The following is a 13,327-nucleotide window of genomic DNA, read 5'->3' as shown; positions in this document are numbered from 1 at the left end:
TTAAACCATTCCTCTAATTTCTGATAAATCTTTAATTCCCTCTTTTATCATAAATTTTTCAATTCCATCAATTATATCTAATGCTGCATCTGGTTTTATAAAATTTATTGTCCCAACCTGCACAGCATGAGCACCTGCCATAATAAATTCTACAGCGTCCTGCCAAGACACTATTCCTCCAATTCCTAAAACAGGAATATCAACAGCTTTGCATACCTCATAAACCATTCTAAGTGCTACAGGTTTTACAGCTGGTCCCGAAAGCCCTGCAAATATATTTTCAAACACTGGCCTTCTCTTTTCTATGTCAATAGCCATACCTTTAAGTGTATTTATTAGTGAAAGTGCGTCTGCTCCTGCCTCTCTGCAGCTATAAGCCATGTCCACTATATCCTCAGCATTTGGTGAAAGCTTAACTATAAGAGGTTTTTTACAAACAGATTTTACTTCCTTCACCACATCATAAGCAGTTGCTGCTTTTATACCAAAAGCCATTCCCCCGCATTTAACATTTGGACAAGATATATTTAGCTCTATCATATCGACTTCAGTAGTATTAATTTTATCTATAGCCTCTAAATATTCTTCTATAGTTGCTCCGCCTACATTAGCAATAATATTTGTTTCAAATTTTTTCATTTTAGGAAGCTCAACTTCAATAAAATTATTTACTCCAGGATTCTGAAGGCCAACACTATTGAGCATTCCAGAGCTAGTTTCAAAAACTCTCATTCCAGAGTTTCCTTCTCTTTTATTCAAGGTTAATCCCTTTGAACAAATACCTCCCAGCCTTCCTACATCATAAAGCCTGTTGAATTCTTCTCCGAAGCCATAGGTTCCAGAGGCAGCAACTACAGGATTTTTAAAATCAACTCCGCAAATATTTACCTTAAGCATCCAATTGCAGCTCCTCTCCTTGAAAAACCGGTCCGTCAGCACAGGTTCTTTTATTTCCGTATATAGTTTTACAGGTACATACAAGGCAGGCTCCAAGTCCGCAGGCCATGTACTTTTCCATTGATACATACACAGGTACACCTGCTTCTCTGCATCTTATCGCAACCTTTTTCATCATAACTTCTGGTCCGCAGCAAAGCACCATATCATATTCCTTAGGATCAAATATTTCTGTTATAAAACCTTTATGTCCTGTAGTTCCTTTGTCTGTGGATATATAAATTTTACTTACAGCCTTTTTTATTTTATCAACTCCGTAAACCTCATCTCTAAAACCGCAGTACAAATCTATATCGCAATTACTCAAGGATTTAATTAAGTAGCTCATGGGAGCAATTCCTATTCCGCCAGCAACTACAGCTACTCTGCCTTTAATCTTCTCCACATCAAACCCATTCCCTAAAGGTCCTAAAATATTCAGGCTTTCACCTTCTCTCAGCTGACTAAGAAGTTTAGTTCCTTTTCCTTTTGTCTGATATAAAAATACAATCTCTCCTTCATTAACATGATGTACGCTTATAGGCCTAGGAAGCAGCATCTGCCCTTCCCAGGCGCTTAACATAAAAAACTGTCCTGGTTTTATATTGACGCTTGAACCTACATGAAGCTCATATATTCCCTCTGCTACCTCAACATTACTAAGCACTTTGCTCGCTGCATACTTTAGCTCCATCATTCTTGCCCCCTTCAGTCTTAGCCCTTGCCGCCTTATCTATAGACTCTCTTATTTGTAGAACCTCTTCTCTAGCACAGAGCTCAAACTCAGCTTCTCTTCCTTCATGATTTTTATAAGCTAAAAGTATTCCTCTTGAGGAGTTTACTACGCCGCCATTTCCATTCTTTAGATATAAAGCAACATCTTCAGCAGTGCCTCCTTGTGCGCCATAGCCCGGTATTAAGAAAAATAGGTTATTAAGTTTTCCTCTAAGTTTTACAGCCTCTTCAACGTGAGTGCAGCCAACTACTGCTCCTATATTTCCATAGCCACAGTTTCCTATATAATCCTCTGTCATTTTGCTTAGCTTTTCCCCTACAGTTTCATATACACTTTGTCCCTGTTCATCTCTAATAAATTGTATATCTCTTGCTCCCTCATTAGAGGTTCTAGCAAGTACAAACAGTCCCTTATCACCAGAATTAACATACTTCAAATATGGTTCTATGCTGTCCATACCCATGTAAGGATTAAGAGTTACAAAGTCGCTTTCAAAATCTCCAGAAAAATGGGCCTTTGCATACATCTCTGCTGTCTTTGCTATATCCCCTCTCTTTATATCCGCTATAACAATTCCACCTAGACTTCTTATATATTCAAGAGTTCTTTGATAAACCTTAAGTCCCATTATTCCAAGAGCTTCGTAGTAAGCTATTTGTACTTTATAGCACGCTGATACATCAAAGGTTGCATCTATAATCTTTTGATTAAATCTAAATATAGCGTGATCCAAATAATTGTATTTCTCTAAGAAACTCTTAGGTATATATGAAATATCTGTATCAAGTCCTACACAAACCGTTCCTTTTTTCTCTACACTTTCATACAATCTATCTATAATCATTATGCTCTTATCTCCCTTCACTCGAACCGGTGGTCAATCTATGCTCTCCCGCTAAAGACCATTTAGGACTTTAACTTAATTATTTGCTAAAGATTACTCTGCCGCCTTTAATTGTCTTAATAATTTCTCCCTTAAGTACCTTTCCACTAAAAGGCGTATTCTTTCCTTTAGACTTAAAGCTGCTTGCATCAACTACATAGCTACTGTTTAAATCAGCTAAGACTAAATCTCCTTCATAACCAATTTTTATTTCTCCCTTGTTAACTCTCATAAGCTTTGCAGGATTTTTTGACATCAACTCTGAAAGCTTATTTAAAGTTATATGACCTTCCTCTACAAGCTTTGTAAAACATACCGAAAAAGCTGTCTCAATGCCCGAAATTCCATTTGCGCCTTTTAGCTTATCTTCATAGCTATGAGGTGCATGGTCTGTAGCTATGGTATCTACAAAGCCTTCTCTAATCGCCTCTATAAGATAATCTATATCCTCATTTTCTCTCAGAGGTGGATTTACCCTATAATCTGTTTCTTTTGTTAAAGCAAGATGATGTGGAGTTACCTCACAGCTTACCTTAACACCGTCTTTTTTAGCTTCTATAACTGACTTCATAGCTTCTTTTGTACTGACGTGAGCTACATGCAGATGGCATCCTGTAAACTTAGCTAAGGTTATATCTCTCCAAGTCATGGTGTTTTCAGCAAGACGTGTATCTACTTCGGTTAATTCCTCGCTCTCCGCATGTGATATAACCATAATATTTTTTTCCTTTGCTTTATTCATTGCCTCAAGCATGACCTTGCTGTCTGAAACACCTCTACCATCGTCTGAAATCATTTTTACTTCTGCATCTAGGCTATCTAAGTGTTTTGTGCATTCTCCCTGCATATCCTTAGTTATAGATACTGTCTGGTGAATATCTATTAAATCTAGCGTTCTAGACTTATCAAGCACATAATTAACGGTCTCCATGTGACTGCAGACTGGATTAGTATTTGCCATTAAATTTACTGCTGTGTAGCCGCCACATGCTGCAGCAAGGCTTCCTGAATATATATCTTCCTTATAGGTCTGCCCTGGATCCCTAAAGTGAGCATGTAAATCTACAAAGGAAGGCATAAGCACTAGACCCTCTGCATCTATAGTTTCACAGTTCTTGGTTAAGTTTGCCCCAAGCTCCTGAATAGTCCCAAATTTTATATAAACATCTCCTTTAAAATCCTGAGACGCATCTATTACTCTTGCGTTTTTAATTAAAAGTTCCATTCATAACCCATCCTTTACGCAGTATATACTTCATCACAATATTCGCATCTGTATTCACCCTTTTTCTTATCTGACACATAAAAAAGCTTTGGCGCATTATGTTCAGTTGAAGTTATACATCTTGGGTTTTTACACCTTCTTGTTTCCTTTACTTTGCTGTTTATTTTAATTTGATCCTTTATTAAATTCATATTTAACATTTTACATCCTCCTATCTAACACCTAATAATTTAGCTATTAGTGCCATTCTCACATACATTCCATATTTAGCCTGATCAAAATAGCAGGCTCTATGGTCTTCATCTACCTCATAGGCTATCTCATTTACTCTAGGAAGAGGATGAAGCACTATCATATCTTCTTTAGCTTTCTTCATCTTGTCTACATCAAGGATATAGCTGTCCTTAAGCCTTAGATATTCTTCCTCACTAAAAAACCTTTCTCTCTGAATCCTTGTCATGTAAAGAATGTCTATCTTGTCCATAACTTCTTCCATAGTTTCAGATTCAATAAAATCAATATTATTTTTTTGAAGAATCTCTTTTTTAATATACTCCGGGATTTTTAATTCTTTGGGAGATATAAGAACAAACTTATTATTTTTATATCTTGAAAGAGCCTTTATAAGCGAGTGCACTGTTCTTCCAAACTTTAGATCGCCGCATATTCCAATGACATGGTTTTCAAGGCTGTTTTTTATAGATTTTATTGTTAACAGATCTGTTAAGGTTTGAGTTGGATGATGATGACCGCCGTCTCCGGCATTAATAACTGGAATTGTAGAGTAGATAGAAGCTACCTTCGGGGCACCTTCCTTTGGATGTCTCATAACAGCTATATCAGCATAGCAAGCAACTGTTCTTATAGTATCTGCTACACTTTCCCCTTTAGCAACTGAACTGGAATTAGGTTCTGAAAAACCAAGTACACTGCCGCCAAGTCTAAGCATAGCAGCTTCAAAGCTAAATCTTGTTCTTGTGCTTGGTTCATAGAATAAGGTAGCTAAAAGCTTACCCTGACAAAGATGTGAAAATTCTTGTGGACATTCAATAATTTGATTTGCAAGCTGAAAAATCTCTTCGAACTCGTCCAAGGAAAAGTCCATTGGATCGATTAAGTGTCTTCCCTTTAACATGATATTTTCCTCCTTCTTAACCTCTCGGGCCAAATTAAAGTTGGTTATAAACTTATTAATTTTAAGCATTAAAAAACGCCTTCCTTTAGAAAGGAAGGCGTAGTTATCTCTTTGTTACGCTAAGATAAAAATCTACTATTACGCTTTCCTTCATGGCCTCACGGAACCATTCTTAAAGGTTTTACATAATATTATCACATCATATATACTTTGTCAAGTTATTTTCAAGCTTCATTAACTTAGATAGCTTCCATAAGATCAAACTGAGAAATATAAAGCTTATAATATTCTCCTTTCATTCTTATAAGCTCATCATGAGTTCCCTGTTCAACAATTTTACCGTTATCAATATACATAATTCTTGATGCATTCTTAATTGTTGAAAGCCTGTGAGCAATAATAAAGGAGGTTCTTCCCTTAAGAAGCCTTTCAAGCCCCTCTTGCAGTGCTATTTCTGTTTTTGTATCAATACTTGAGGTAGCCTCATCCAAAATTAGTATTTTAGGATTAGCTAACAAAGCTCTCGCAAAAGAAACAAGCTGTCTTTGTCCTACCGACAACCTAGTTCCTCTTTCATTTACTTCTGTTTTGTATCCATCCTTAAGAGTAACTATAAAATCATGGGCCTTTACAGCTTTTGCTGCTGCTATCACTTCTTCATCGGTTGCTTCAAGCTTTCCATATCGTATGTTATCCATAATTGTACCTGAAAATATAAAGGTATCCTGAAGCATAACTCCCATTTGTTTTCTCAAAGATTGAAGAGTTACCTTGCTTATGTTTTCTCCGTCAATCCTTATGTTCCCGCTGTCTATATTATAAAATCTGCTTATAAGGTTAATTATAGTTGTTTTTCCTGCTCCAGTTGGTCCAACTAAAGCTATGGTTTCTCCTTCCTTTACCTTAAAGCTTATATCATCTAAGATTTTTTTATCTTCTTCGTAGCTGAAGCTTACATTTTCAAAAGAAACACTTCCACTTATATCTGGGAGTTCTTTAGCCCCCACTGCATCTTGAACAATTACCTCTTCATCTATAGTTTCAAATATTCTTTCAAGATATGCCATGGCCATAATTATCGAGTTATAAAAATTGCTTATATTAGTAATTGGAGCCCAGAACCTGCCTATGTATCCTATAAAAGCTATCAGTACTCCTACAGTTACGCCTTTGCCTATCAACGATATCCCTAATATATAAACCGCTGAAACTGTAACTACTGATATATTCTCAACTGCTGGCCATAGCAAAAACTGAACACTTACAGCCTTAAGCCAGGAGATTTTATAGCTGTTGCTTACCTGCCTAAATATTTTTAAGTTTTCTTCTTCTCTAGCAAAGGCTTGAGTAACCTTGATGCCTGCTATACTCTCATGAATATATGCATTCATATTTGACTGTTTGCTGCTTAATACCTGATAGGCTCTTCTTTGCGCATTTTTTATTAGGAATACTACAACTGCCAAAATAGGAAGGCCAAGCAAACAAATTAGTGTAAGTCTTGCATCAATTGCAAACATAAAGCACACTATAACTATAAGGCTAAATAAGTCTGTAATAAGATTTATAAGTCCATTTGACAGTAAATCGCTTAGAGAATTAACATAGTTAACAACTCTCACCAAAATTTTGCCATGAGGTCTGTTGTCATAGAAAGTAAAGGGCAGCTTTTGAAGATGCTTAAATAAATCCAGTCTTATATTCTCTATAACTCTCTGTCCCATTGAAGACATAATTCTGATTCTAAACTTCATACAGATTCCAGTAATCACTATTGTAGATATAAACACTAAAGATAGCATCCAAAGTCCTTTTTTATCTCCCTGTGGAATCTCAGCGTCTATAGCTATTTTAATAAGATAAGGTCCAATGAGACTGGCAGCACTAGCTAGAAGCATTAATAAAACAGTTGCCAAAACTTCTTTTTTGTATGGTCTAATATAACCACCTAATCTTTTTAAATGATTTATGTTAAATTCACTTTCCAGTCTCTCATCAACATCAAATTTATTTCTTGCCATCTACACGACCTCCTTGCTCTTAACGTTGTCAAAGTCTCCAAATTGATTCATATATACATTATAGTAGTAACCCTTTTTACTCAATAGCTCCTCATGTTTTCCCTTTTCAACTATAGTGCCTTTATCAATAACGAGAATTAAATCTGCATTCTTTACTGAAGAAATCCTATGAGCAATTATAAAATTAGTTCTGTTGCTATACACAGATTTTAAAGCTCTCTGAATCTTGTGCTCAGTCTCCATATCCACAGCTGAAGTAGTATCATCTAAGATTAGTATGGAAGGGTTCTTTAAAAGAGCTCTTGCCAAAGCGATTCTCTGTTTTTGGCCTCCCGATAGACCAACTCCTCTTTCACCAATGATAGTGTCATAGCCTTCAGGCATATTAGTAATAAATTCATGAGCTCCAGCAAGCCCTGCTACTTTCCTTACTTGATCCATAGACGCCTGAGGATCTCCATAGGCAATATTTCCTTCTATAGTGTCCGAGAATAGGAATATATCCTGCATTGCAACTGCTGTGTTATCCCTAATCTTCTTAATGTCCCATTCTTTAATGTTCATTTCATCAATAAGCACTTCTCCCTCAGTAACATCATAAAACCTGCAAATAAGATTTACTAAAGTAGATTTTCCAGAACCAGTAGGACCTAATATAGCCACTGTTTGACCTGGTTTTGCAGTAAAATTAATGTTCATCAAAACAAGTTCATTCTCATAACTGAAGCTTACATTTCTAAATTCTACCTGACCCATTATTCTTTGTTTATCCATTGGGAAATCCACCGTTTTAATCTTAGGTTCTACCTCCATAAGAGCTTTTATCTTTTCAGCTGAAGCAGCAAACCTTTGAATATCGTTAATAAGCCATCCGGCCATACGCATTGGATTGTTAAGAGCCCAGATAAGTCCATTAAAAACAACTAATTCGCTTAAGGTTAAAGTCTTATTTATAACCATAATTCCACCTGTAAGGATCATGGTGACGGAAAGCATTCCAGCCAAAGAATCCAATACAGGCAGATATTTTTCCCACACCTTTGCAGATTCCATATTTTTCAGTCTGTAGCCTTGGTTTTCCTTTGTAAATTTTTCCACTTCATAATCCTCTTTTGCAAAGGCCTTAACCACTCTATTTCCGCTGATATTTTCCTGAACTACAGAGTTAAGCTTTGAAAACTGTTCTCTTATTGCTGAGAAGGTTGGCTTAACTTCAAAAGTCATTCTATAAGCTAGAAATCCTATTAACGGAGTAACGGCTAATAAAATCAGAGTGAACTTTAAACTAATTGAAGCCATCATAACTACTGCAAATATAAATATTGCAGCGTTCTCTAAGACATTATAGACAACCCAGGCTACAAAATGCCTTACCGCATCCATATCGCCTGTCATCCTAGCCATAATATCTCCAGTTCTATTTTGATTATAGAAATCAAAATCAAGCTCCTGAAGCCTTGAATAAATTTTTTCTCTTAGGTTAAAGATTACATTTTGTGATACCCTCTCAAAGGTCATCTGAAAGAAATATCTTATTACCGATTTAAGGAATGTGGCACCAATCATAGAAACTAGCAGCATAACTAGAAGGCTTTTATCCCCCTGGATTATTACCTTGTCTACAATTTTTCCGGATATATATGGATTAACCATATTGAGAGCAGAGCAGAATAAAACGAGTATAAATCCTAAGCCCATCTTCCAAGAGTAAGGTTTAATATATTTCCAAATCCACTTAATACTTCCCATTGAGTATCCCCCTTTTATTATTAGTACATATAGATTGCTAATTTTTATGCCCCTTCTATTTCTTCTAATTTATTAACCTTTTAAATTATGAACTAAATAAAGCAAAATAAAAATGTACTTTTTTAACATGATGATGTATATTCTTATATAGATTAACTTATATTTTTCATACTGATTGGGGTGGCTTACATGGGTTATCTTTGCATTAAACCTGAGGAATTTAATCCTCAGATATTATATATTTTCAGATCAGATAATAAGAATGGGTACGCTGGAAAGAATCATTATCACGATAACATAGAGTTAAACTATGTTGTATCAGGCACTGCTTTTTATACGATTGACGATACTGTATATGAAGTTAGGGAGGGGAATCTTTTAATTCTCAATCCCGGAATATATCATCAGCAGTTTATTCCCTCAGATGTTCACACACAGGGGCTTCATATAGGTATTAATAAACTTTTTTTAAAAGGTCTCTCTCAAAACCTTATACTCCCAGATGGAACCTCTCCGTTAGCTGTTCTTACAAAGTATGCAAATGAATTCTCATCTTGTATACATCAAATAATTGTTGAACAAGAAAGCAAGCTGGCTGGCCATGAACTTGTACTTAAGACTTTGGTAATGAGACTTATAGTAATACTTATAAGAGAACTGTATTCTGTAGAAGATAAGGCTGACAGCTATAAATTAAGTTTTGAGTACTCAGAAAAATCAATTATGGTAAATACGATTATTGAATATATAAATAACCACTACAATGAAGAAATTTCTTTAGACAAGCTTTCTAAGAACCATTATTTGAGTCCTGTATATCTTTCAAAGGTTTTTAAAGAGGAAACCGGAGATTCTCCTATCAATTATTTGATAAATCTTAGGTTAGACAAAGCAAAAGAACTTCTCGAAAAAGGAAGCCTATCAATAAAAGCAGTGGCAAAGCTTGTTGGCTATAATGATGCCTACTACTTCAGCAAACTCTTCAAAAAACACTTTGGGATTTCACCTTCAAAACTAAAAAAATGAGAGCGATAAGTTGTCTTATCGCTCTCATTTTACATTATTTATTTTTTTATATAGCTTCCATAAGTTCAAATTGAGAAATATAAAGTTTATAGTATTCTCCTCTTTTTCTCATAAGCTCCTGATGGCTTCCTTCCTCTATAATTTCTCCTTTATCGATAAACATAATCCTACTTGCATTCTTAATAGTAGACAGCCTGTGAGCAATCATAAAAGAGGTTCTACCTTTCAATAGCTGTTCAAGACCCTTTTGCAAGACTATTTCAGTCTTAGTGTCTATACTTGAGGTTGCTTCATCCAATATTATAATCTTTGGCTTCGCAAGTAATGTTCTTGCAAAACATACAAGTTGTCTTTGCCCTACTGAAAGCCTTGTTCCTCTCTCATTAACCTCAGTATAGTAACCCTTTTCCATTTCCATTATAAAATCATGAGCCTTTACAGCTTTAGCTGCTTCTATCACTTCTTCGTCTGTGGCCTCTAGTCTTCCATACCTAATGTTATCCATGATTGTACCTGAAAATATAAAAGAGTCCTGAAGCATTATACCCATCTGCTTTCTAAGTGACTCTAGTGTGACATCTTTTATATCAAATCCATCTATTAATATTTCGCCTTCTTGTATATCATAAAATCTGCTTATTAAATTTACTATAGTACTTTTTCCACAACCCGTTGTTCCCACTATGGCTATACATTCTCCTGGTTCTATAGAAAAATTCATAGCGTTTAATATCAATTTAGAAGGTTCGTAGGCAAAACTTACATTCTTAAATTCTACTTTACCCTTTATATCTGGAAGTTCCTTAGCATTGGGCAAATCCTCAACTGTTACTTTTTCATCCATTGTTTCAAAGATTCTTTCTAGATAAGCCATAGCTGTAACTATTGCATTATAGAAACTTCCAAGGTTAGTTATAGGCTGCCAGAACCTCCACACATAACTTATAAAGGCTATGAGAACCCCAACTGTTACACCAGCTCCTACTTGAGCTATTCCTATAACATAAATTGCACTTACTGTAAGCACGGATATATTTTCTGTGGCAGGCCAAAGCAAAAACTGAATTCCTACTGCTCTCATCCAAGCCCTTCTATATTCGCTGCTTAAATCTTTGAATATATTTAAACTCTCCTCTTCTCTTGCGAAGGATTGAGTAATTTTCATTCCACAGATACTTTCATGAACATAGGCATTCATATTTGAAGTCTTGCTGCTTACCCTTTGCCAAGCTTTCCTTTGAGCGTTTTTTATCAAGAAAATTGCTATCCCTAAAGCAGGTAGAGAAACAATGCTTATAAGAGTAAGTCTTACATTTATAGCAAACATAAAAATCAAAATAACAAATAAACTAAAAAGCTCAGATATCATGTTAATTATTCCATTAGACAAGAGATCGCTTAAGGAATTAATATAATTTACTACTCTCACTAATATCTTTCCATGAGGTCTATTGTCATAGTAATGAAAAGGCAGCTTCTGCAAGTGAGTGAATATATCCTTTCGCATATTAAAGATTATATTTTGCCCAACCTCAGACATAGTTCTTATCTTATACTTTAGCGCAAATGCAATTATAATAAGAGTTCCGAGGTAAATTGCACTTAGTCCTATAAGTCCTGAAATATTACCACCTGGAATCATATAATCCAATGCAATTTTCACTAAATATGGCCCTACTAAACCTGCTGTGCTCGCAATTAGCATGGACAGTATAGCAAGAAAAACTTCTTTTTTGTAAAGCATTATATATTTCATAAGCCTTTTAAAATATTTGAAATTAAATGTACTTTTTAACTCTTCATCTATATCAAATTTGTTTCTTGCCATATATTTCTTCCCCCTTTCCTCCAATAACGTCTTCCTTCTTTCCACACTGACTTTCATAAACGCTATAGTAGTAACCTTTGTTTTTCAAAAGTTCTTGATGCTTTCCTTGTTCAACAATTTTCCCTTCATCTATAACTATAATTCTATCTGCATTTTTAACAGATGCTATTCTATGAGCAATTACAAAAGTTGTTTTATCCTTGTAATAGGGCTTTAAGCTTTTATATATTTTCTGCTCAGTCTCTAAATCCAAGCTTGAGGTTGTATCATCTAAAATTAAAATTGAAGGGTTTCTCAAAAGAGCTCTTGCAAGGGAAATTCTTTGTCTTTGTCCTCCCGATAGGCCAACACCTCTTTCACCAACAATTGTATCGTAGCCATCCGGCAGATTAAGTATGAAATTATGAGCCTCAGCAAGGCTTGCTGCCCATTTAACCTGATCATTTGTAATTTTCGGCACGCCATAGGAAATATTGCCCTCTATTGTATCTGAAAATAAAAATACATCCTGCATAGCAACTCCAACATTTTCTCTAAGAGTTTTAATATCATAAAGCTTAACGTTGTTGCCATCAACTAAAACTTCACCCTCTGACGCATCATAAAATCTGCAAATCAGATTTATCAAAGTAGTTTTACCTGAACCTGTTGGTCCAATAATTCCTATAGTTTCTCCTGGACTTGCTTTAAAGCTTATATCTTTTAAAATCCACTGTTCACCATATTTGAAGCTCACATTTTTAAGTTCTACTTTCCCTTTTATTTTATCCTTTTTAGAAACCTCTTCTCCATTGCTTATCTTTGTTTTTGTTTCAACCAAACTTATTATTTTTACAGCTGAGGCTCTGAATCGTTCTATGTCATTTATAAGCCACCCGGAAGCTTTCATTGGATTATTAAGAGCAAAAATGAAGGAATTAAAAGTAACAAGCTCTCCTAATGTTAAGCTTTTTCTTATAACCATTATTCCACCCACAATTAACATGACTACGGGTAATATATTTGCAGTAGTTTCAATAATAGGCAAATATTTTTCCCAAACTCTAGAAGAATCTATATTGCTCTTTCTAAAATCCTCATTGGCTTCTAGAAATTTTTCTGTTTCATATTTCTCCTTAGCAAAAGCCTTAACAATTCTGTTACCGCTTATGTTTTCTTGAACTATAGAATTAAGCTTAGAAAACTGGTTTCTTATATTTTCAAAGGTAGGTCTTACTGTAAATGCAAGCTTATATGCAAAGTATCCTGTCACAGGTGTAATAAGCATAAGTATTAAAGCAAACTTAAAATTTATATAGAACATAACAGCTGCTGCAAACAAAAATACCATTCCATTTTCAAAGACCATATAAACTACCCATGCTACAAAGTGCCTAACCATGTCAATGTCTCCAGTCATCCTTGCCATAATATCCCCAGTTCTAGTGCAATCAAAGAAACCAAAGTCTTTTTTCTGCAAATCACTGTAAATTTCTTCTCTTATATTGAAGATTACATTTTGGGATATTCTTTCAATTGTTATTTGAAAGATATATTTTGCTATGGTCTTAGTTATAGTTACAGCTATTAAAGCGGTAATAATAGGAAAAAGTAAACTCTTATTTTTCCCTATTATTACTTGGTCTACTATTATTCCAGAAACATATGGTCCAACCATATTTAAAAGGGCAACCAAAAGCACTAAGGCAAGCCCAATAAACATTTTTGCTTTGTACTGACTGACATGCTGCCAAACCCATCTAAATGCCATAAAAATTGCCCCCTTCATAAAAAATTTTCTCTTTTTAT

11 protein-coding genes are annotated in these 13,327 nt (G+C 35.0%); 1 reads left to right on the top strand and 10 read right to left on the bottom strand.

Annotated elements, in window-relative coordinates:
• From NBE98_RS14380 to NBE98_RS14345, 8 genes are all read right to left on the bottom strand, one after another.
• Entirely contained in the window at window positions 1-897 is an 897-nt protein-coding gene (locus NBE98_RS14380; RefSeq protein WP_250815682.1) for a dihydroorotate dehydrogenase, read from the bottom strand.
• Entirely contained in the window at window positions 890-1,630 is a 741-nt protein-coding gene (locus NBE98_RS14375) for a dihydroorotate dehydrogenase electron transfer subunit (protein WP_250817586.1), read from the bottom strand. The genes NBE98_RS14380 and NBE98_RS14375 overlap by 8 nt, the downstream gene beginning before the upstream one ends.
• The gene (pyrF, locus tag NBE98_RS14370; RefSeq protein WP_250815681.1) at window positions 1,596-2,516 is read right to left on the bottom strand and encodes an orotidine-5'-phosphate decarboxylase; all 921 of its coding nucleotides are present in this window, start codon (window positions 2,514-2,516) and stop codon (window positions 1,596-1,598) included. Before pyrF ends, NBE98_RS14375 begins: the two co-directional genes overlap by 35 nt.
• Window positions 2,517-2,595: 79 nt before the next feature.
• Complete coding sequence (locus NBE98_RS14365) at window positions 2,596-3,780, bottom strand: dihydroorotase (protein ID WP_250815680.1); 1,185 nt, start codon at window positions 3,778-3,780, stop codon at window positions 2,596-2,598.
• Window positions 3,781-3,794: 14 nt separating this feature from the next.
• A complete protein-coding gene (locus tag NBE98_RS14360; RefSeq protein WP_250815679.1) occupies window positions 3,795-3,980 on the bottom strand; it encodes a hypothetical protein in 186 nt (61 codons plus the stop codon).
• An 11-nt stretch (window positions 3,981-3,991) separates the two neighbouring features.
• The gene (gene pyrB / locus NBE98_RS14355) at window positions 3,992-4,915 is read right to left on the bottom strand and encodes an aspartate carbamoyltransferase (protein WP_250815676.1); all 924 of its coding nucleotides are present in this window, start codon (window positions 4,913-4,915) and stop codon (window positions 3,992-3,994) included.
• Between the two features lie 239 nt (window positions 4,916-5,154).
• Entirely contained in the window at window positions 5,155-6,936 is a 1,782-nt protein-coding gene (locus NBE98_RS14350) for an ABC transporter ATP-binding protein (protein ID WP_250815675.1), read from the bottom strand.
• Window positions 6,937-8,685 (bottom strand): ABC transporter ATP-binding protein, encoded by a 1,749-nt coding sequence (locus tag NBE98_RS14345; protein WP_250815674.1) that lies wholly within the window; start codon window positions 8,683-8,685, stop codon window positions 6,937-6,939. It lies immediately after the preceding gene.
• 189 nt (window positions 8,686-8,874) lie between these two features.
• On the opposite strand from NBE98_RS14345, the gene NBE98_RS14340 reads away from it, so the two are divergent.
• On the top strand, window positions 8,875-9,711 hold the full coding sequence (locus NBE98_RS14340; protein WP_250815673.1) for a helix-turn-helix domain-containing protein: 837 nt from the start codon (window positions 8,875-8,877) through the stop codon (window positions 9,709-9,711).
• Window positions 9,712-9,757: 46 nt separating this feature from the next.
• On the opposite strand, the gene NBE98_RS14335 is transcribed toward NBE98_RS14340, so the two are convergent.
• Together NBE98_RS14335 and NBE98_RS14330 are read right to left on the bottom strand one after the other, a co-directional pair.
• Window positions 9,758-11,539, bottom strand: coding sequence for an ABC transporter ATP-binding protein (locus NBE98_RS14335; RefSeq protein WP_250815672.1), 1,782 nt, complete (start codon window positions 11,537-11,539; stop codon window positions 9,758-9,760).
• On the bottom strand, window positions 11,520-13,289 hold the full coding sequence (locus NBE98_RS14330) for an ABC transporter ATP-binding protein (RefSeq protein ID WP_250815671.1): 1,770 nt from the start codon (window positions 13,287-13,289) through the stop codon (window positions 11,520-11,522). The genes NBE98_RS14335 and NBE98_RS14330 overlap by 20 nt, the downstream gene beginning before the upstream one ends.
• Window positions 13,290-13,327 lie beyond the last annotated feature (38 nt).

This window comes from Clostridium swellfunianum (genome assembly GCF_023656515.1).
GTDB classification, from domain to species: Bacteria; Bacillota; Clostridia; order Clostridiales; family Clostridiaceae; genus Clostridium_AT; species Clostridium_AT swellfunianum.
This window is presented reverse-complemented; position numbering and strand designations above follow the sequence as displayed.